The sequence below is a fragment of the Lysobacter sp. KACC 24251 genome, from assembly GCF_057747755.1.
This window is the reverse complement of record NZ_CM173222.1, coordinates 1,538,105-1,558,142: the sequence shown is the minus strand read 5'-3', so window position 1 is coordinate 1,558,142 and position 20,038 is coordinate 1,538,105. Positions and strand designations below refer to the sequence as shown.

At 65.7% G+C, this 20,038-nt stretch carries 19 protein-coding genes; 5 read left to right on the top strand and 14 right to left on the bottom strand.

What is annotated here, in order from left to right:
• Position 1: 1 nt before the first annotated feature.
• Positions 2-916 (top strand): mechanosensitive ion channel family protein, encoded by a 915-nt coding sequence (locus tag AC3ARF_RS07330; RefSeq protein ID WP_498931673.1) that lies wholly within the window; start codon positions 2-4, stop codon positions 914-916.
• Positions 917-931: 15 nt separating this feature from the next.
• On the opposite strand, the gene orn is transcribed toward AC3ARF_RS07330, so the two are convergent.
• Positions 932-1,498, bottom strand: a complete 567-nt coding sequence (orn, locus tag AC3ARF_RS07325) for an oligoribonuclease (RefSeq protein ID WP_498931671.1) — start codon at positions 1,496-1,498, stop codon at positions 932-934.
• Between the two features lie 69 nt (positions 1,499-1,567).
• Here orn and AC3ARF_RS07320 point away from each other — a divergent pair, with 69 nt between their 5' ends.
• The gene (locus tag AC3ARF_RS07320) at positions 1,568-2,023 is read left to right on the top strand and encodes a DUF2721 domain-containing protein (protein WP_498931669.1); all 456 of its coding nucleotides are present in this window, start codon (positions 1,568-1,570) and stop codon (positions 2,021-2,023) included.
• A gap of 22 nt (positions 2,024-2,045) precedes the next feature.
• On the opposite strand, the gene tadA is transcribed toward AC3ARF_RS07320, so the two are convergent.
• The 13 genes from tadA to ndk form a co-directional block, all read right to left on the bottom strand.
• Entirely contained in the window at positions 2,046-2,522 is a 477-nt protein-coding gene (tadA, locus tag AC3ARF_RS07315) for a tRNA adenosine(34) deaminase TadA (protein WP_498931667.1), read from the bottom strand.
• On the bottom strand, positions 2,509-3,009 hold the full coding sequence (locus AC3ARF_RS07310) for a hypothetical protein (protein WP_498931665.1): 501 nt from the start codon (positions 3,007-3,009) through the stop codon (positions 2,509-2,511). The genes tadA and AC3ARF_RS07310 overlap by 14 nt, the downstream gene beginning before the upstream one ends.
• A 44-nt stretch (positions 3,010-3,053) precedes the next feature.
• Entirely contained in the window at positions 3,054-4,619 is a 1,566-nt protein-coding gene (gene guaA / locus AC3ARF_RS07305) for a glutamine-hydrolyzing GMP synthase (protein ID WP_498931664.1), read from the bottom strand.
• 4 nt (positions 4,620-4,623) lie between these two features.
• Entirely contained in the window at positions 4,624-6,081 is a 1,458-nt protein-coding gene (gene guaB, locus AC3ARF_RS07300) for an IMP dehydrogenase (RefSeq protein ID WP_498931661.1), read from the bottom strand.
• A gap of 425 nt (positions 6,082-6,506) precedes the next feature.
• Positions 6,507-7,388: a bifunctional methylenetetrahydrofolate dehydrogenase/methenyltetrahydrofolate cyclohydrolase FolD gene (folD, locus tag AC3ARF_RS07295; protein WP_498931659.1), complete on the bottom strand. Its 882-nt coding sequence runs from the start codon at positions 7,386-7,388 to the stop codon at positions 6,507-6,509.
• An 84-nt stretch (positions 7,389-7,472) separates the two neighbouring features.
• Positions 7,473-8,600, bottom strand: a complete 1,128-nt coding sequence (moeB, locus tag AC3ARF_RS07290) for a molybdopterin-synthase adenylyltransferase MoeB (protein WP_498931657.1) — start codon at positions 8,598-8,600, stop codon at positions 7,473-7,475.
• A 106-nt stretch (positions 8,601-8,706) separates the two neighbouring features.
• On the bottom strand, positions 8,707-10,110 hold the full coding sequence (gene der, locus AC3ARF_RS07285) for a ribosome biogenesis GTPase Der (RefSeq protein ID WP_498931655.1): 1,404 nt from the start codon (positions 10,108-10,110) through the stop codon (positions 8,707-8,709).
• Between the two features lie 84 nt (positions 10,111-10,194).
• Entirely contained in the window at positions 10,195-11,403 is a 1,209-nt protein-coding gene (gene bamB, locus AC3ARF_RS07280) for an outer membrane protein assembly factor BamB (RefSeq protein WP_498931653.1), read from the bottom strand.
• Positions 11,403-12,029 (bottom strand): YfgM family protein, encoded by a 627-nt coding sequence (locus tag AC3ARF_RS07275; protein ID WP_498931650.1) that lies wholly within the window; start codon positions 12,027-12,029, stop codon positions 11,403-11,405. Before AC3ARF_RS07275 ends, bamB begins: the two co-directional genes overlap by 1 nt.
• Before the next feature lie 60 nt (positions 12,030-12,089).
• Complete coding sequence (locus AC3ARF_RS07270; protein ID WP_498931648.1) at positions 12,090-12,908, bottom strand: RodZ domain-containing protein; 819 nt, start codon at positions 12,906-12,908, stop codon at positions 12,090-12,092.
• A complete protein-coding gene (locus tag AC3ARF_RS07265) occupies positions 12,905-13,681 on the bottom strand; it encodes a type IV pilus biogenesis/stability protein PilW (protein WP_498931646.1) in 777 nt (258 codons plus the stop codon). The genes AC3ARF_RS07270 and AC3ARF_RS07265 overlap by 4 nt, the downstream gene beginning before the upstream one ends.
• A 43-nt stretch (positions 13,682-13,724) precedes the next feature.
• Positions 13,725-14,903 (bottom strand): dual-specificity RNA methyltransferase RlmN, encoded by a 1,179-nt coding sequence (gene rlmN, locus AC3ARF_RS07260; protein WP_498931795.1) that lies wholly within the window; start codon positions 14,901-14,903, stop codon positions 13,725-13,727.
• Positions 14,904-15,060: 157 nt separating this feature from the next.
• On the bottom strand, positions 15,061-15,486 hold the full coding sequence (ndk, locus tag AC3ARF_RS07255) for a nucleoside-diphosphate kinase (RefSeq protein WP_036133688.1): 426 nt from the start codon (positions 15,484-15,486) through the stop codon (positions 15,061-15,063).
• 212 nt (positions 15,487-15,698) lie between these two features.
• Between ndk and AC3ARF_RS07250 the strand changes: the two genes are divergently transcribed.
• Genes AC3ARF_RS07250 through AC3ARF_RS07240 form a run of 3 tightly spaced genes read left to right on the top strand, consistent with a single transcriptional unit; the run spans position 15,699 to position 20,000 of the window.
• Complete coding sequence (locus tag AC3ARF_RS07250) at positions 15,699-16,319, top strand: TetR/AcrR family transcriptional regulator (RefSeq protein WP_498931644.1); 621 nt, start codon at positions 15,699-15,701, stop codon at positions 16,317-16,319.
• A gap of 55 nt (positions 16,320-16,374) precedes the next feature.
• Positions 16,375-18,750, top strand: a complete 2,376-nt coding sequence (locus AC3ARF_RS07245) for a 3-hydroxyacyl-CoA dehydrogenase/enoyl-CoA hydratase family protein (protein ID WP_498931642.1) — start codon at positions 16,375-16,377, stop codon at positions 18,748-18,750.
• Positions 18,751-18,776: 26 nt separating this feature from the next.
• On the top strand, positions 18,777-20,000 hold the full coding sequence (locus AC3ARF_RS07240; protein WP_498931641.1) for an acetyl-CoA C-acyltransferase: 1,224 nt from the start codon (positions 18,777-18,779) through the stop codon (positions 19,998-20,000).
• The last annotated feature ends 38 nt before the right edge of the window (positions 20,001-20,038 follow it).

The following is a 20,038-nucleotide window of genomic DNA, read 5'->3' as shown; positions in this document are numbered from 1 at the left end:
AATGGTGTTAGAGGCTGAGGTCCAGAAGTCGCTACAGAAGCTGGAAGGCATCAACTTTCTCGCCGAAGCCGAACGGTGGGGACTGAAGTTGCTGGGCGCCTTGCTCGTCCTGCTGCTCGGGATCTGGCTGGCGAAGCGACTCTCCAAGGCTCTCGACCGCGCGTTCGAACGCGCCAACATGGAAGCCACCCTGCGTGGCTTCCTGCGCAACATCGCCTATGGGGCGATGTTGGTCATCGTGGTGGTGGCGGCGCTGCAGTCAGTGGGCGTGCCGACCACGTCGGTGATGGCCGTGCTGGGTGCGGCGGGCCTGGCCATCGGCTTGGCCCTCAAGGACTCGCTGTCCAACATCGCATCGGGCGTGATGCTGATCGTGCAGCGCCCGTTCCATGTCGGCGACATGGTCCAGGCTGCGGGCATCGAGGGCACCATCGAACAGGTGCGCGTGTTCCAGACGCGGATGCGGACGGTCGACAACCGTTCGGTGATCATTCCCAACAGCCTGGTCACCACGGCCCCGATCATCAACTTCACGGCAAACAGCAAGCGCCGGGTCGACATCAAGGTCGGCGTGGGCTACGAGGATGACCTGCGCGTCGCCCGCGAGACGCTGCTGCAGCTGGCGGACGAACATCCCAAGGTGCTCAAGGAGCCCAAGCCCGAGACGCTCGTGATGTTGCTCTCTGAGAGCAGCGTGGACATGGAGCTGCGCGTATGGGTCCGTACCGAGGACATGCCCCGCGTCCGCAGTGACCTCACCGAGGGCATCCGTGACCGGATCATCGGCAAGGGCCTGCGCATCCCCTACCCGCAGCGCGACCTGCACGTGTATCACCACGATGCCGATGGTAGCCCATTGGCTGAATTGTTGGCCCGCTCCGTGGCCGACGATGGGGATATCCGGCCCAAGGGCTGACGGATTTCCGGACACTCAGGCGGGAAGCCCGCCCAAGCGGCCCATCGCCGCGCGGTAGTGGCGCAATTCGGCGATCGAGTCGTGGATGTCGGCCAGCGCGGTGTGCGTCCCCGCCTTCTTCACTCCGGCCAGCACCGCCGGCGCCCAACGGCGTGCCAACTCCTTGACCGTGCTGACGTCCAGGTTCCGGTAGTGGAAGTACTGCTCCAGCTGGGGCATGCAGCGGTACAGGAAGCGGCGGTCCTGGCAGATGGAGTTGCCACAGATCGGCGACACCTTGGCGGGCACCCACTCGGCCAGGAAGGCCAAGGTCCGCGCCTCTGCCTCCCCCATCGGCACGCCCTGCTCCAGCACGCGCTGCCACAGGCCCGACTTGCCGTGCTGGCTGCGGTTCCAGTCGTCCATGGCCTGCAGCCGCTCCAGCGGGTGCGCAATCGCGAACACCGGCCCTTCGGCAAGCACATTGAGGTCGCCGTCGGTCACAACGGTGGCGATCTCGATGATCGAGTCGCGGTCGGTGTCGAGGCCGGTCATCTCGAGGTCGATCCAGATCAGGCGGTGTTCGTTGGACGAAGTGGCCACGTGTGCTCGCGATCCTTAATGGGACAGCGCATGATATCGCAGTGCACCTTTTCACCCACGGAGTAATCCTTGGACCTGTCCATCCTCGGCGAACACGCCATCCTGACCGCCATGCTGGCACCGGCCTTGTTGATGGCGGCGACCGGGTCGCTGCTGATCTCGGCCAATACGCGGCTGGCTCGCGTCGTGGACCGACTTCGCGCGCTGATCAAGGAGTGGAAGGACGATGCGCCTGACCGCGAACAGCGCGATGGGCAGATCCGCCGGCACCGCATCCGCGCCCACCTGGTGCTGCGCACCTGCCAGATGCTCTACATGGCGCTGGGAGCGTTTGTGGGTACCAGCCTTGGGTTGGCGGCCGATACGCTTTTCAACTTCAAACTGGGCGTGGTCCCGACCGCGCTAGCCGTGATTGGCGTGCTATGCCTGCTCGTGGCATGCGCGCTGATGTGGCGTGAAGTCAGCCTGGCGGTGTCCAGCTTCGACGACGAGCTCGACCAGGAACTTGCACGCCGCCGCAACTGAGTCGAAGCAAACCAGCCGTGGCTCAGACCAGGGGGCGCCCGCGCTTGGCGCGGAAGTAATTGGTCAACCGCGTGCCAGCCTCGCTGGCCAGAACGCCCGCGGTGACTTCAACGCGGTGATTGTGGCGCGGGTCGGAAAGAAGATCGAATACGCTTCCCGCGGCACCTGTTTTCGGGTCGCCCGCGCCGAACACCACCCGCGAGATGCGGGCGTGGATCATTGCCATGGCGCACATCGCGCAGGGTTCCAAAGTGACATAGAGCGTGGCGCCGAGCAGACGATGGTTGCCCATGCGCTTGCCTGCCTGCCGCATCGCGACGATCTCGGCGTGCGCGGTCGGGTCATGCTCGCGGATGTTGCGATTCCAGCCCTCGCCCAGCACCTCGCCCTCGGCGGACACGAGCACGGCCCCGACGGGGATCTCGTCGTCCTCCTGCACCGCGCGCTCGGCCAGGGCCAGCGCGTGGCGCATCCAGTACTCGTCGTCAGCTACCGCCATACAGCCATGATTTTGATTCACCGCCCAGCGACTTGACCTTGCCGTTCCTGCGGATGAGCTTCTCCGTGTACCGGGTGCGTCCCAGGAGGAACTCACCCATCTTGATGGTAACGGTTCCCTCCACGGTGGCCAGCTTATCGCCCTCGCTGAAAGTCACCTTTTGCACCCGGTTGGCGTAGCTGGGCTGGAGGATGCCTTGGGTCGCGTGCGCGAGGCGTTGGATCTGGGCCAACTCCTGCTCCAAGTCACGGCAACCTTGGCTACTGTCCATTTCGGTTCGCTTGGTCCCATCGGGTGTGAACGCGACATCCGTCGAACGATAGCCCTCCGCCATCGTGGCGCAGAGCCCCTGGCCATCGAATTCAGTCAGCATGAGGAGCTGTTGGTCGTAGTACTCATTGACCAACTTCTCGTCAAGCTGACGGCTGAAATGAAAATACCAGGCTGCGAGCCCTGCTAGCACTGCCAACAACACGACCTTCTTCACTGCGGATCCCTCCGATTCCAGTCCACCGGGTCAGTGCAGCGGGATTACTCCCACTCAATCGTCGCCGGCGGCTTGCCACTGATGTCGTAGACCACGCGGGAAACGCCGCGCAGTTCATTGATGATGCGGTTGGACACCGTGCCCAGGAACTCGTATGGCAGGTGTGCCCAGTGCGCGGTCATGAAGTCGATGGTCTCCACCGCACGGAGCGCGATCACCCACTCGTATGCACGGGCATCACCCACCACGCCCACCGACTTGACCGGCAGGAACACCGCGAAGGCCTGGCTGGTCTTGTCGTACAGGTCGGCCTTACGAAGTTCGTCGATGAAGATGTGGTCTGCCTTGGCCAGCAGTTCGGCGTACTCGGGCTTGACCTCGCCGAGAATTCGAACACCCAGGCCCGGACCCGGGAACGGATGGCGATAGACCATCTCACGCGGCAGGCCGAGCTCGACGCCCAAGCGGCGAACCTCATCCTTGAACAGCTCGCGAAGCGGCTCGACCAGCTTGAGCTTCATGTCCTCCGGCAGGCCGCCCACGTTGTGGTGGCTCTTGATCACGTGTGCCTTGCCGGTCTTGCTGCCGGCCGACTCGATCACGTCGGGATAGATGGTGCCCTGCGCCAGCCACTTAGCGTTGGCCAGCTTGGATGACTCTTCGTCGAAGATCTCCACAAAGAGGTTGCCGATGATCTTGCGCTTGGCTTCCGGATCGCTGACGCCTTCCAGTGCCTTGAAGTAGCGGTCGGCGGCGTTGACGCGTACGACCTTGACGCCCATGTGCTCGGCAAACATCGCCATCACCTGGTCGCCCTCGTTCCAGCGCAACAGGCCGGTGTCGACGAACACGCAGGTCAGCTGCGTGCCGATGGCCTTGTGCAGCAGCGCCGCCACCACCGAAGAGTCGACGCCACCCGAGAGGCCAAGGATGACCTCGTCGCTGCCGACCTGCTCGCGCACCCGGGCGATCTGGTCGTCGATGATGTTGGCCGCGGTCCAAAGCGTCTTGCAGCCGCAGATGTCGGCGACGAAGCGACGCAGCAGCGCACTGCCCTGCTTGGTGTGGGTCACCTCGGGGTGGAACTGCACGCCATACCAGCGCTTGTCCTCGTTCGCCATGGCGGCGACGGGAATGCGATCGGTGGTGGCGGTGATGGTCCAGCCCGGCGGCGCCTTCGAGACGTGGTCGCCGTGGCTCATCCACACGTCGATGCGCGGCTCGCCGTCGTGGTCGCTGAGGCCACCCAGCAGCGCGTCGTGTGCCTCCAACTGCACTTCGGCGTGGCCGAATTCGCGCTGGTCAGCGGCCTCCGTCGCTCCGCCCAACTGCGCGGCCAGGGTCTGCATCCCGTAACAGATGCCCAGGATTGGCAGGCCGCTGTCGAACACCTGCTGCGGCGCGACGGGCGCACCCGGCAGCGTGGTCGACTCGGGGCCGCCCGACAGGATGATGCCCTTGGCCCCGAACTTCGCGATGTCCTCGGGGTCGTGGTCCCACGCCCAGATCTCGCAGTACACGCCGATCTCGCGGATGCGGCGGGCGATCAGCTGGGTGTACTGCGCACCGAAGTCGAGGATGAGGATCTTGTCGCTGTGGATGTCTGTCATGGGGTCACGAGGCGCGGTAGTTCGGCGGTTCCTTGGTGATCTGCACGTCGTGCACGTGGCTCTCGCGTGCACCGGCATTGGTCACCCGAACGAAGCTCGGCTTCTTGCGCATGTCCTCGATGGTCGCGCAGCCCACGTAGCCCATCGTGGCGCGCAGGCCGCCGGCCAGCTGGTGCACCACGCCGCCCAGCGAACCGCGGTACGGCACGCGGCCTTCGATGCCTTCCGGCACCAGCTTGTCCGCGTCGGATGCGTCCTGGAAATAGCGATCCTTGGACCCCAGTTCCATCGCGCCCAGCGAGCCCATGCCGCGGTAGCTCTTGTAGCTGCGGCCCTGGAACAGTTCGATCTCGCCCGGGCTTTCCTCGGTGCCGGCGAACAGGCCGCCGATCATCACCGAGGATGCGCCAGCCACGATCGCCTTGCCAATGTCGCCCGAATAGCGGACGCCACCGTCGGCGATCAGCGGGATGCGGTCCTGCAGCGCCTCCGCGACCATCGACACCGCGGTGATCTGCGGCACGCCGACGCCGGCGACGATGCGGGTGGTGCAGATCGAACCGGGGCCTACGCCCACCTTGACCGCGTCCGCGCCGTGGTCCATCAGGGCCAGCGCAGCGTCGCCGGTGACGATGTTGCCGCCGATGACCTGCAACTGCGGGAAGTGCTTCTTGACCCATTTCACACGGTCCAGCACGCCCTGGCTGTGGCCGTGCGCGGTGTCGACCACCACCACGTCCACGCCGGCGGCGGCCAGCGCTTCCACGCGAGCTTCGGTGTCACCACCCACGCCCACCGCAGCGCCCACCAGCAGGCGCTCGCTGCTGTCGTAGGCGGCATTGGGGTTGTCCTGCTTCTTCTGGATGTCCTTGACGGTGATCAGCCCCTTGAGTTCGAAGCCGTCATTGACCACCAGCACCTTCTCGATGCGGTGCTTGTGCAGCAACTGCAGCACTTCGTCATCGGTGGCGCCTTCGCGCACGGTGATCAGGCGATCCTTCTTGGTCATGATGTGGCGGACCGGATCGTCCAGCTTCTTCTCGAAGCGCATGTCGCGGCTGGTAACAATGCCGACCAGCTGGCCGCCGTCCACCACCGGAACGCCGGAGATGTTGCGCGCGCGGGTGAGCTTCAGCACTTCGGCGATGGTGGTCTCGGGGCCGACGGTGAACGGCTCCTTGATCACGCCGGCCTCGAACTTCTTGACCGACGCCACCTGCGCGGCCTGCGCCTGCAGGCTCATGTTCTTGTGCAGGATGCTGATGCCGCCCAGCTGCGCCATGGCGATGGCCAGGCGGGCTTCGGACACGGTGTCCATGGCCGCCGAGACGATCGGCAGGCGGATGGTCAGGTCGCGGGTAAGGCGGGTGGCGAGGGAAACGTCCTTGGGCAGGACGGTCGAATGCGCCGGGACGAGCGAGACGTCGTCGAAGGTGAGCGCTTCAGCCTGGATACGCAGCATGGCCGGGTCCGGGGAGGATGAAGCGCGTCATTGTAACTTTTTTTTTGGGGGTTTTGGGGCGGGATGTGGGGGCGGTCTGGGGCGGGTTGCGGGGCGGTCCGGGCAGTCGCTCCACGGAATTCGCTTGGTGCCCGGACCACCCCGCAACCCGCTCCAAACGCGGCTGAGGCTGGGATAAGAGCAACAGCGGGGAGCACAACGCCTGCCGTCCTAGCCTCCGACCAGGGCCAAGCAGTCGACGTGCGCTTCGCACGAAACACATTGTTTCGGCAGCGGCTACGTTCGCGCGACAGCCCAAGTCCGCGGTTTGAGGGAATCCGACCTCTTGCTGTGGTTCGTTTCGCCAGCGTCGGGAGATCCACTGCAGGCAAGCCGTCGATCCAGCCTTCCAGTTTTTCGCAGGGGCTGTAGCTTCGCCCGCCTGATCAGGCCGCAGGGTCGAGCGCTTCAGCCGCTTCCAGGGTGTTCTGCATCAGGGTGGCGACGGTCATCGGGCCCACGCCGCCGGGGACGGGGGTGATCCAGCTGGCGCGGTGGGCGGCGGCGTCGAACCCGACGTCGCCCACCAGGCGGCCGTCGTCGAGGCGATTGATGCCCACGTCAATGACCACGGCGCCCGGCTTGACCCATTCGCCGGGAATCAGGCCAGGACGGCCCACGGCCACCACCAGGATGTCGGCGCCGCGCACGGCGGCTTCCAGCACTTCAGGCGGCGTGAACTTGTGGCAACTGGTGACGGTGCAACCGGCGATCAGCAATTCCAGCGCCATCGGTCGGCCCACGTGGTTGGACACACCCACGATCGTCGCGCTCTGCCCGCGCACGGGCTTGTCGGTATAGGCCAGCAGCGTGGTGATGCCCCGCGGCGTGCACGGGCGCAGTCCGAACTGGCGCAGGGCCAGATGTCCAACGTTTTCGGGGTGGAAGCCATCCACGTCCTTGCGTGGATCGATTCGGTGGATCAGCTGCGTGGCGTCACGACGGTCGGGCAACGGCAGTTGCACCAGGATGCCGTGCACCTCCGGGTTGGCGTTGAGCCGGTCGATCAGCGCCAGCAGTTCCTCGTCGCTGGTGTCGGCCGGCAGGTCGAAGTCGATGGCGCGGATGCCCACCTTTTCGGCCGCACGACGCTTGTTGCGCACGTACACGGCCGACGCCGGGTCGTTGCCCACCAGCACCACGGCCAGCCCGGGGCGCGCCTTGCCAGCCGCGACGCGTGCATCCACCCTCGCCTTGAGGTTGTCGAGCAGGTCGTCGGCGATGCGCTTGCCGTCAAGGATGCGGGCGGGGGCTTGCGAAGCCGTCATGCGATGGTCCGGGGAACAGGTGCGGCCGCGCATTATCGCATCCCGCGCGCCCATCTGGCCGGACGGCGCGGGCCTCCCGGCCTTTCAGTGCGCCGAACAGAAAGCCTGGTAGTCGATGTATCCCGGGAACGGCAGACCGGCCCCGCACACCGGACAGTCCGGGTCAGGGGTAAGCCGTGTCTCGCGAAAGCGCATTGCCAGCGCGTCGAAGTGCAGGAGCCGCCCCGTCAGCGGCTCGCCGATGCCGAGCAGCAGCTTCAGCACTTCGGTTGCCTGCAGGAGACCGATCACACCCGGCAACACCCCCAGTACACCAGCCTCCGCGCAATTGGGTGCGGCCTCCGGAGGCGGCGGCTCCGGGAAAAGGCAGCGGTAACACGGCGCGACGCCTCGCTGGCGTCCGGCATCGAACACGCTCACCTGCCCTTCGAAACGGTGCACCGCACCGTAGACCAGCGGCTTGCGAAGCTTGATGCACGCGTCGTTGAGCAGGTAGCGCACCGGGAAATTGTCGCCGCCGTCGAGCACGACATCGGCCTCGGCGATAAGCGACTCCACGTTCTCGCTGGTGATGCGCTGGGGCAGCGTATCGACTTTGATGCTGGGATTGAGGGCGGTCAACGCCACCCGGGCCGATTCCACTTTGGATAGACCCACCCGGGCCTCCGTGTGGAGGATCTGGCGCTGCAGATTGCTGCGGTCGACGACATCATCGTCAGCCAGGACCAGTTGCCCCACTCCTGCCGCAGCGAGATAGAACGCCGCCGGCGACCCGAGGCCGCCTGCGCCCACCACGGCCACCCTGGCTGCCTGCAACTTGCGCTGCCCCACTTCACCGACCTCTGGCAGGCGCAGGTGGCGCGAATACCGGTCGTAGAAGTCGTGGTCGCCTTCGGGCACGGTAACGGGAAGGCCCTCCGCCACCCATTGCGCGGTGCCCCCTTCGACCGAGGCAATCCGGACGTAACCCGCCGCCACGAGGGCTTCGGCGCACTTCATTGAGCGACTGCCCGCCTGGCAGATCAGCATGACCTCGGCGTGGTGATCAGGGAGCGTCGCGCCGAGGTCGGCCTCGAGGGCAGCACGACTGATGCACAAGGCTTCTGCCGCGTGGCCGGTCGCGTGCTCGTGGGCTTCGCGAACGTCTACGAGGAGGACGCCGCGCTGCTGTCGCCGCCGGGCTTCGGCGGGCGTAATGGTTTCGACGCTCATGACGGCATTATCCGCCTTTGGCCGGCGTCCGCGACGGGTGCAAGCGCAGCGTGACCAACCGCTTGCGCCGCCGTCCGTCGGACTGGTGGCGCTCCCCCGGACGGTTTTACTTGCCGCGGCGCTTCACATGCCGGATCAGGCGCCGCTTCTTGGCGACCTGGCGCTCGGTCAGCACATTCTTCTTGCCTTCGTACGGGTTGGTGCCTTCCTTGAAGACAAACCGCACGGGCGTCCCTACCAGCTTGAAGCGCTTGCGGAAGAAGTTCTCAAGGTAACGCTTGTACGATTCGCTGAGCGTACGCAGGCGCGTGCCATGCACCACGAAGGTGGGTGGGTTGGTGCCCGCAGGGTGACAGAAGCGCAGCTTGGCGACGTGCCCCCGCACCACCGGCGGCGGGTTCGTCTCGTAGGCGATTTCCATCGCCTTGGTCGCTTCGCTGGTTCCGAGTTGGAACGTCGCCGAGGCATGCGCGCGGTGGATCGCGGCGAACAGCTCGCGCAGGCCGGAACCGTGCTTCGCACTGATGCGGACGGCCTCGGCCCACTCTACGAACGAGAGCTTGCGGGCCAGCAGCGCTTCGGCCTGCTGGCGCTGGTAGTCGGTCTGGCCATCCCACTTGTTGACCGCCACCACCAGCGCTCGGCCTGCGTCGAGCGCGTAACCCAGCACGCTGGCGTCCTGGTCCGTCACGCCCTCGCCTGCGTCCAGCATCACCACGGCCACCTGGCATTGCTCGATGGCCTGCAGGGTCTTGACGATGGAGAACTTCTCAACCGCCTCTTCGACCTTGGACTTGCGGCGCAGGCCGGCCGTGTCGATGAGACGGTAGAGTCGACCATCGCGCTCCATGTCGATCGCCACCGAATCACGGGTGGTACCCGGGACGTCGGATGCGATCATGCGCTCCTCGCCCAGCAGCCGGTTCACGAGCGTCGACTTGCCGACGTTGGGGCGGCCGATGAAAGCGACGCGGATGCGGTTGGGATCCTCGTCCAGTGCTTCGGTGGTGCCCTCTTCTGGCAGCTTCTCCAGCACCCGATCGATAAGCGTGTCGATGCCTTGCCGATGCGCGGACGAAGTGGCATGCACTTCGCCAATACCATAACGGGCGAACTCGCTGACCGCCGCCTCGACATCCAGGCCGTCCGTCTTGTTGACGATCAGCATGGTCGGGCGGGCGGCCTTGCGAAGCCACGCCAGGATCTCGTCATCCAGTGACGAAGCGCCTTCTCGCCCATCAACCACGAACAGGACGAGGTCCGCCTCTTCGGCGGCGGCACGCGCCTGCCGGGTGGTGGCGCCGACGAGGCCTTCGCCCTCGCCCGCAATACCGCCGGTGTCGACCACCATGAACGGACGCTGGCCTTCCGGCCGGCATACGCCGTAGTGACGGTCGCGGGTGACGCCCGGCTGGTCGTGCACAAGCGCGTCCCGACTACGGGTGAGCGCATTGAACAGCGTGGATTTTCCGACGTTGGGACGACCAACGAGCGCGACGAGCGGAAGCATTGAGACCTACCCGATCAAAAAACGAAACGACCCCGGCCCTATGGAGGACCGGGGCTTGGGGCCGGGGGTGAACCCGGCAGACCCTTACTGGCCGAGGCGGAAAGCGGTCAGCTCGCCATCCACGTTCTGCGCAACGAGGATACCGTCAACCACCACGGGGGTGGCGCGCAGGGTGGACCCGCCCATGCGGGCGCGGGCGGCGAACTCGCCGTTCTCCAGGCGCAACCAGTGCAGGTAACCATCGTAATCGCCAACCACGGCGTAGTCGCCCTGCACCGCCGGAGCGGTCAGGCTCCGGCGGGCCAGTCCGGCCTGCTGCCACAGCGCATTGCCGCCGGCCTTGTCGAGCGCGTAGACCGTGCCATTGGGCGAGGACACCACGAGGCGATCAGGGGCGTTGCCCAGCGAGCCTGCGCCGCCATGGTTGCTGGCCCACATGGGGCGACCACTGGGACCGTCGATAGCCAGGGTCTGTTGTTTGTAGCTGGTGGCGTAGACGGTCGTGCCGTCCAGCAGCGGCGATCCATCGACGTCGGCCATGCGATCCAATTCGGTGCGGCCGTCCTGCTCGGCCACGGTCTGTTCCCACAGCATCCGGCCATCGGCCATGGCCAGCGTGGAAATGGTGCCGTCGTCGTTGCCGACAAACACCACGCCCGGCCCCAAGGTGGGCGCGTCGTTGCCGCGCACGGTCAAGGTGGGCAGATCATGGTTCCAGAACCAGCGGCGCTCGCCACTGGCAGCATCAAGCGCAGTTACCCGACCGTCGTTGGAACGGATGAATACCAGGCCCTGTCCGACGGCGGGGGGCGCCACGACCTCGGCAGTCACCTTGGCCTGCCACTTTTCCTCACCCGTGGCGGCATCAAGGGCGATCACTTCGCCATCCAGCCCACCGACCACCACCAGCCCGTCGCCGGCGCCCGGGCCTCCGGTCAGCTCCTTCTTGCTCTCGTGCTTCCACACCAGCTTGCCGGTCTGCAGGTCGAACGCACGAACCCCGCCTTCAACGGCAGCGGCATACACGCGCCCGTCGGCTACGGCCGGACGCTGGCCCACGCCCATGCGTCCTTCGCCCTTGCCGGCGTTGGCCGACCACAGCTTGGACACGACCACCGTCGGGGTGATGTCGGTCAGCGCGAGGGGTTCATTGGGCTTGTCATCACCCTTCTTGTCACCGAACCAGCCCTTCACGGTGGAGCAGCCACCCAGCGCGATCGCGCAGGTCAATGCCAGCGAAATGCGCGCGACGGTCGTCGAGCCGGACCGGCCCGAATGGGAATTCGACTTCATCAGGACCTGGCCTCGCTGGGGGTGGGGGCGCCGCCGACTTCGGAAAGCTTGAGCTCAAGCAGGCCGCGCTGTGGCGAGCCTACGGCGAGCTTGGTGAGGGCCTGACTGTAGGCATCACGGGCCTTGTCGGCCTGACCGAGTGCCAGATGCGCGTCGCCGCGTACTTCAAGTGCCGCCGCCGAGTCCAACGCGCCGATCAGCTTGAGGGCCTCGTCGGCCTTCTTGGTGTCGATCAACAGTCGGGCCAGACGCTCATTGACCACTTCGGCCAACGCTGCATCGGTGGTCCTGATCGCGCGGAGCGTGGCAACCGCGGCATCAGCCTGGTTCGCTTCCACCTGGGACTTGGCCAACTCCAGCCCGGCGAGCACAGCGTAGGCACCCTCCAGGCCGTTGACCTTCGCGGCGGCCTGTTTGTCACCGGCCTTGGCGGCATCCACCGCGGCTTGGTAGGCATCGGCTTGCTGCAGCTTCTGCTGGACCTGGTGGTGTTCCCACCATTTCCATCCGCCAATCGCCGCCAGCCCGAGGGCAATTCCGCCAATCAGTGCGCCGCTGTTGCGGCGAAGCCATTCGCGGACGCGTTCACTTTGTTCGTGTTCGTCTAGAAGCTCGTCGATCGCCATGCTGTCTCGCCCCGCCAACCGGCTGGGGCCCAAGTGGTTTTGAATGACCCGCGACGCGGGTCAGTCGACCACCGGCGCGAGGGAACCGTCAGAGGATAGCGTAAAGCGCGCTACGTTCGCTCGGCTGAACGCAGCCAGATCAACCGGCTTACCCGCGTGGAGGACCTGCGCAGCTGAAGAATTGCCCAGCACGACCCGACCCACCTGTCCGGCTTGGTAGCTGCGGCGCTCGCCATTGGTGAGCAGCCCCTTCTCGAGGGAGCTGCCGTCGGCGGCGTAAACCTGCACCCAGCTGTCACCGGAGAAGACGAGCTCCAGCGCCGGCGCGGATGCCGGGGCCGGGGGCGTTATCGACGCCATCGAGGCGATCACGGGAGTGCGTTGTGCGGGCACGGTTGCTGCGCTCTCGGTGGTGGCTGGTTGCGCCGGGACCGAATAGTTGTCCAGCGACTTCACCGTATTTGCGGAGCCGCCGCCGAGGTGAGTACGGGAGGCGAAGATAATGGGGGCGACTATGACCACCGTCAGCGCTATGTAGACCGCCCGACGACCGGCCTGCTCGGCCATGCGGCGCAGTGCGGGTGTATGCGAGTGGCTGACCAGTGGTGGCAACGTGGCGGCGGCAACGGGCGCCTGTTGCATCAGAGGCTCCAGATCGACGTCGAGTAGCCGGGAATAGCTGCGGAGCTGGCCGCGAATGAAGACCGCGGCACCCAGCGAGTCCCAGTTTTCGGCCTCAATGGCCTGGATCACCCGGACCGGCATCCTGCTGCGGCTGGAGACTGTTTCGATAGAGAGTCCGGCGGCTTCCCGTGCCTGCCGAAGTTGTTCGCCACAACCAGTGAAAACATCAGCCACGACGTGCCCCGACTGTTTCATCGCCTGTTGCCATCCCCAGAAACGGAGCCCGGTTCGACCGGAAACTCCACCCTTATTCGCTGAACGTACTTGGCCGCCGCGACCTTGTCGCCCAGTTTTTCTTCAATTTGTGACGCAATCTCCAAGGCTCGGCGATCTGCAGGGCCAGCGGCGAGGCGGCGTTCGGCAAATGCGCGCGCCTCAAAGGCGCGCCCCGCCCGGAACTCCCGTTCGGCCATTGCTGCCAAGGCCACCGTGTTGGCCGGGTCCACGGCCAAAGCCTGGCGCAGCAGTTGCTCCGACTGCTCCGGCATCCCACCCTCATCCGCACAGACACCCGCGTTGGCCAGCGCCGCGCCCGGAGTCGCATACCCTGGCGCCGCCGCGGCACGTTCGAACAAGGGCATGGCCTCGGCTGCCCGGCCACCCGAGCACAGCCATACAGCGTAGTTGTTCAACATGACACCCGTGTTGGGGGCCAGGTCGAGTGCGCGGCGGTAATGCTCACCCGCCTTGGCCGACTGACCGCGCCGGTCGGCCACCAGCGCCAACAGGGTCTGCGCCGGTGCGGAACGTGGATCGATCCGTGCCGCCTTTCGGGCGGAGTCATCAGCGGCGTCAAGGTCGCCAGCGAGAAGCGAGTTTTGACCGCGCTGGACCAGCGCAGTGGAATCCGGCGGCTGACGGCGAATTTCGACTTCGGGTGCGGTGCGGTCAAAGCCGCGACGACGCGGGTCGGTCTTCACGAAATCCAGCCGATTGCAGCCCACGAGTAGCGCCACCAGCGCGGCCATGGCGATCGCGACGCGGGCAGAAAGGTCGACGGTGCTGCGCCCTTCAGGCCGCATCATCCACTCCCTGCTCCTGCAGATGCTTGCGGAACTCGGCCTGCCGACGGGTGCGGTCCATGACCTGCCCCTTCAACTGGCCGCAGGCGGCGTCTATGTCGTCACCCCGGGTCCGCCGGACCGGGGCGATCAATCCCGCCTCGTTGAGCAGCTTCTGGAAGCTGCGGATCGCTGTTTCATCGGGACGTTCGAAGCGCGTGCCCGGGTAGGGGTTGAACGGGATTAGGTTGACCTTGGCCGCGTCCTTCATCTGCACGGCGTTGTCGAACTGCCGCATCATGCGGGCCAACGCTCGGGCATGCTGCGGCTGGTCGTTGACCCCCTTCATCAGGGTGTACTCGAAAGTGACGGACGACTTCTTGCCGCGCGCATAGCGCACGCAGGCGTCCATCAACTGGTCCAGCGGGTATTTCTTGTTGAGTGGCACCAATTCGGTGCGCAGTTCATCGAATGGCGCGTGCAGCGAGACCGCCAGCGACACGTCGCTCTCGACGGCCAAGCGATCAATCATCGGCACCATGCCGGCGGTCGACAGCGTGACGCGCTTGTTGGCCAGGCCGTAGCCCAGGTCGTCGCGCATGATGCTCATCGCGCGCACGACGTTGTCGAAATTGGCGAGCGGCTCGCCCATGCCCATCATCACCACGTTGGTGAGCTTGCGCTGCTGGTGTGGCACGTTGCCGAGGTGACGCGCCGCCACCCAAACCTGGCCGATGATCTCGGCGGTGGTCAGGTTGCGGTTGAAGCCTTGGGTTGCGGTGGAGCAGAACTGGCAGTTGAGCGCGCAGCCCACCTGAGACGACACGCATAGCGTGCCGCGCCCCTTGTCCGGGATGTAGACCGTCTCGATGGCGTTCTTCGGGTCCATGCCCAGCAGCCACTTGTGGGTGCCGTCGGTGGAAGCCTTGTCGAAGACCACCTGCGGCACGCGGACTTCGGCATGCGCCTCGAGCTTGGCGCGCAGCGCCTTGCCCAAGTCGGTCATGTCGGTGAAGTCGGTGACGTAGCGGTGGTGGATCCACTTCATCACCTGGTGGGCGCGGAACTTCTTCTCGCCCAGCGTCTCCTCGAAGAAGCGCTCGAGCGAGGCGCGGTCCATGTCGAAGAGGTTGCGCTTGCCGCCCGCAGGTGCGGCAGCAGCGTCGTCCTTCTTCGGGGCGGTCACGATGTTGCCCGTCACGTCCACTTCCACGGGCGCGGTCGCCTGCGCAGCCGGTGCAACGGGGGCATCGGCAAGCTTGAGGTCGATGGTGGCGCGCGGGGTGGTCATGTCGGTTCCTGCTAGGTGTCGGTCGGCTGGGGAAACCAGCCGACCGACTGGTCAATCAACGGGCGTAGACGTCGGTGGCCGGGAAGAAGTACGCGATTTCGATCGCGGCGTTCTCCACGCTGTCCGAACCGTGCACGGCGTTGGCGTCGATGCTGTCGGCGAAGTCGGCGCGGATGGTGCCGGCGGCGGCTTCCTTCGGGTTGGTGGCGCCCATCAGGTCACGGTTCTTCTGCATGGCGTTCTCGCCCTGCAGGACCTGGATCATCACCGGGCCGGAGATCATGAACTCCACCAGCGCGTTGAAGAACGGACGCTCGCGGTGCACGGCGTAGAAGCCCTCGGCCTCGGCGCGCGAGAGCTGCTTCATCTTGGAGGCGACGACCTTAAGGCCGGCCTTCTCGAAGCGGGTGTAGATCTCGCCGATCACGTTCTTGGCAACGGCATCGGGCTTGATGATGGAAAGGGTGCGCTCCAGCGCCATGGGAAGTCTCCGGGTAGGCGGGCCGCTGAACTTGAATGGGTTCGCGCCCGAGGATAACAGAAAAACCCGCGACAAATCGCGGGTTTAGCCAACGAGGCTGAGGTAATTCTAGCGGATTGCGCTGGCATTTTGCAGCCAACGCATACGTTTCCATTGACGACCCGGCTGCACCGGACTAGCATCAAACAAGCGTTTGATTCAGGAATGTGCACATGGCCACCTCCGCCCACTTTTCCACCAAGGACCGCATCCTCGGCGCCGCCGAGGAGCTTTTCGCCCAGTACGGCTTCACTGGCACCTCGCTGCGTCAGGTGACCAGCCTGGCGGACGTCAACATCGCGGCCGTGAACTACCACTTCGGCAGCAAGGAAAACCTCGTCAACGAGGTGTTCCGCCGACGCATGGACGAGATGAGCGCCAACCGGCTCGCCGCGCTGAAAGATGCGCTGGAGAAGCACCCCGGCGAATTGGAGCCGATCCTCGCGGCCTTCGTGGAGCCGGCGCTGGCCATGGCCCAGGACCGGCATGGCGGCGGCGCCTTCGTCCGCGTGGTCGCCCGCGCGTACGCGGAGAAGAACGACAACCTGCGCAAATTCCTGTCCGACCACTACGGCCACGTGCTGCGTGAGTTCGCCAAGGCCATCGCGACCGCTGTCCCGGGCCTGAGCAAGGAAGAACTGTACTGGCGCCTGGATTTCCTGGCCGGCGCACTGACCTACGCCATGGCGGATTTCGGGCTGATCAAGCGCCCCAGCGGCGTCTCCGAAGCGGCGCACCGGGAGCGCGCCGCCCGCGAGCTGATCCGCTTCAGCGCCGCCGGCTTCAAGAGCTGACAGTCCCGCCCCACCAATTCAAACGATTGCGTTATATTCCAAGGAGTTGCAAGTAATGTCTCACAAACTACTTGTACGCCGCGCCGCCGTCCTCGGCGCCGGTGTGATGGGCGCCCAGATCGCCGCCCACCTCACCAATGCCGGCGTCGACACGGTGCTTTACGACCTGCCGGCGAAGGAAGGCGACCCCAATGGGGTGGTCACCAAAGCCATCGCCAACCTCGCCAAGCTGAGCCCTGCCCCGCTGGCGAACAAGGTCCTGGCCGAGCGCATCGTGCCCGCCAACTACGAGACCAGTCTTGAGCTGCTCAAGGGCTGCGACCTGATCATCGAGGCCATCGCGGAACGGATGGACTGGAAGCAGGACCTGTACAAGAAGATCGCCCCCTTCGTGCCGGCGCATACCGTGCTGGCATCCAACACCTCGGGCCTGGGGATCAACAAGCTGGCCGAGGTGCTGCCGGAAGAGCTGCGCCACCGCTTCTGCGGCGTGCACTTCTTCAATCCGCCGCGCTACATGCACCTGGCCGAGCTGATCCCGGCCCGCAGCACCGATGCGTCTGTGCTGGAAGGACTGGAGACGTTCCTCACCACCACGCTGGGCAAGGGTGTGGTGATCGCCAAGGACACGCCCAACTTCATCGGCAACCGCATTGGCGTGTTCTCGATGCTGGCAGCGATGCACCACACCGAGCAGATGGGCCTGGGCTTCGACACGGTGGACGCGCTGACCGGCCCGGCTATCGGCCGTCCGAAGTCGGCCACCTACCGCACCGCGGACGTGGTCGGCCTGGACACCATGGCCCACGTCATCAAGACCATGGCCGACACCCTGCCCGAAGATCCGTGGCACACGTACTTCAAGGCGCCGAAGTGGCTGTCGGCGCTGATCGAGAAGGGTGCGCTGGGCCAGAAGACCGGCGCTGGCGTTTACACCAAGCGCGGCAAGGACATCCTGGTGCTCGACCTGCAGGCGCAGGACTACCGCGCCCAGACCGCCGAGTTGGATGCCGAGGTTGCTGCCTTGCTGAAGGAGCGCGATCCGGCGAAGAAGTTTGCCGCGCTGCGCGCCAGCGACCACCCGCAGGCGAAGTTCCTGTGGGCCTGCTTCCGCGACACCTTCCACTACAGCGCCTTCCACCTGGAGTCGATCGCCGACACCGCGCGTGACGTGGATTTCGCCATGCGCTGGGGCTACGGCTGGTCGATGGGGCCGTTCGAGAGCTGGCAGGCCGCCGGCTGGAAACAGGTCGCCGAGTGGATCGCCGAGGACATCGTCAAGGGCGAGGCCATGAGCAGCGCCCCGCTGCCCAACTGGGTATTCGACGGCCGCGAGGGCGTGCATGGCGCGGCCGGCAGTTACAGCCCGGGCCGCAACACGATGGTCGAGCGCTCGGCCAACCCGGTGTACCAGCGCCAGCGCTTCCCGGATCCGCTGCTTGGCGAGAAGTTCTCCCAGGGCGTCACGGTGTTCGAGAACGACGGTGTGCGCATGTGGGCCGACGACGGCGACGACATCGCCGTGGTCAGCTTCAAGACCAAGATGCACACCGTTTCCGACGCAGTGCTGGAAGGGCTGCAGCAGGCCGTCGCCATTGCCGAGCAGAAGTTCAAGGGCCTGGTGATCTGGCAGCCGAAGGAGCCGTTCTCGGCCGGTGCCGACCTGGCCGGCGCCCTGGGTGCGCTGCAGGCCGGCAAGATCGCCGAGTTCGAGGCGATGGTCGCCAACTTCCAGACCACCAGCCAGCGCATCAAGTATGCGCAGGTGCCGGTGGTGGCTGCGGTGCGCGGCTTGGCGCTGGGTGGCGGCTGCGAGTTCCAGATGCATTCGGCGCGTACCGTGCTGGCGCTGGAGAGCTACATCGGCCTGGTCGAGGCCGGCGTCGGCCTGTTGCCGGCCGGTGGTGGCCTGAAGGAGTTCGCCGTGCGTGCCTCCGAGAAGGCTGGCCCGAACGGTGACGTGTTCGCGGAGCTGAAGACCGCGTTCGAGAGCGTGGCCATGGGTAAGGTGTCCGCCTCCGCTTTCGAGGCCCGCAACCTGAAGCTGGTCCGCGACAGTGACGTGGTGGTGTTCAACGCCCACGAGCTGTTGTACGTGGCCAAGCAGCAGGCCCGGGCGCTGGCTGAATCCGGCTACCGCCCGCCCCTGCCCGCCCGCGCCATCCGCGTGGCAGGTGATGTCGGCATCGCCACCTTCAAGATGCTGCTGGTGAACATGCTGGAAGGCCGCTTCATCTCCCCGCACGACTACGAGATCGCCACGCGCATCGCCACCGTGATCTGCGGTGGCGAGGTGGATCGCGGCGCGGTCGTCGATGAGGAGTGGCTGCTCAAGCTTGAGCGCGAGCACTTCGTTGCCTTGGCGCAGATGCCCAAGACCCAGGAGCGTATCGCCCACATGCTCAAGACGGGCAAGCCGCTGCGCAACTGAGCGACGACGACACAGGACAGACAGACATGAACAACCCAGCATCGAACAAGCAAGTCCAGGACGCATACATCGTCGCCGCCACCCGCACCCCAGTCGGCAAGGCTCCGCGCGGCGTGTTTCGCAATACCCGCCCCGACGAAATGCTCGCCCACGTACTGAAGTCGGTGGTCGCGCAGGCCCCCGGCATCGACGTCAACCGCATTGACGACGCCATCATCGGCTGTGCCATGCCCGAGGGCGAGCAGGGCATGAACGTGGCGCGTATCGGCGCGCTGCTCGCCGGCCTGCCGAACACGATAGCCGCGCAGACCATCAATCGATTCTGCTCCTCAGGCCTGCAGGCTGTGGCGATGGCCGCAGACCAGATCCGCCTGGGACACGCCGAGCTGATGTTGGCCGGCGGCACCGAATCGATGTCGATGGTGCCCATGATGGGCAACAAAGTTGCGCTCAGCCCTCAGGTGTTCGCCAAGGATGAGAACGTGGCGATCGCCTACGGCATGGGAATCACGGCGGAGAAGGTCGCCGAGGAGTGGAAGATCTCCCGGGAGGACCAGGATGCATTTGCCCTCGCCTCGCACCAGAAGGCCATCGCGGCGATCCAGGCCGGCGAGTTCAAGGCCGAGATCTCGCCTTACGAAGTGATCTCGCGCCTTCCAGACCTGGCGGGCAACACCATCCGCCTCAAGAAGACCCTGGTGGAGATCGACGAAGGCCCCCGCGCCGATTCGTCGCTCGAGGGACTGACCAAGTTGAAGCCAGTGTTTCGCAACGGCATGTTCGGAGGTAGTGTCACCGCCGGCAACAGCTCGCAGATGTCCGATGGTGCAGGGGCGGTGCTGCTGGCCTCCGAGCAGGCGATCAAGGACTACGGGCTGACGCCCCTCGCCCGCTTCGTGAGTTTCTCGGTTGCGGGCGTGCGCCCGGAGGTGATGGGCATCGGGCCCATCGCTGCGATTCCGAAGGCGTTGAAACAGGCCGGCCTCACGCAGGACCAGTTGGATTGGATCGAGCTCAACGAAGCGTTTGCCGCGCAGGCCCTCGCGGTCATCCGCGATTGCGGGCTGGACCCCTCAAAGGTCAATCCGCTGGGCGGTGCGATCGCATTGGGCCATCCACTGGGCGCCACTGGTGCGGTGCGGACCGCGACCATCGTGCATGGATTGCGCCGCCGCCAGCAGAAGTACGGCATGGTGACCATGTGCATCGGCACCGGCATGGGGGCAGCGGGGATTTTCGAGTCGCTGTAAAGGCGGCTCCAACCCACTCCCGCACGACGGCGCCATCA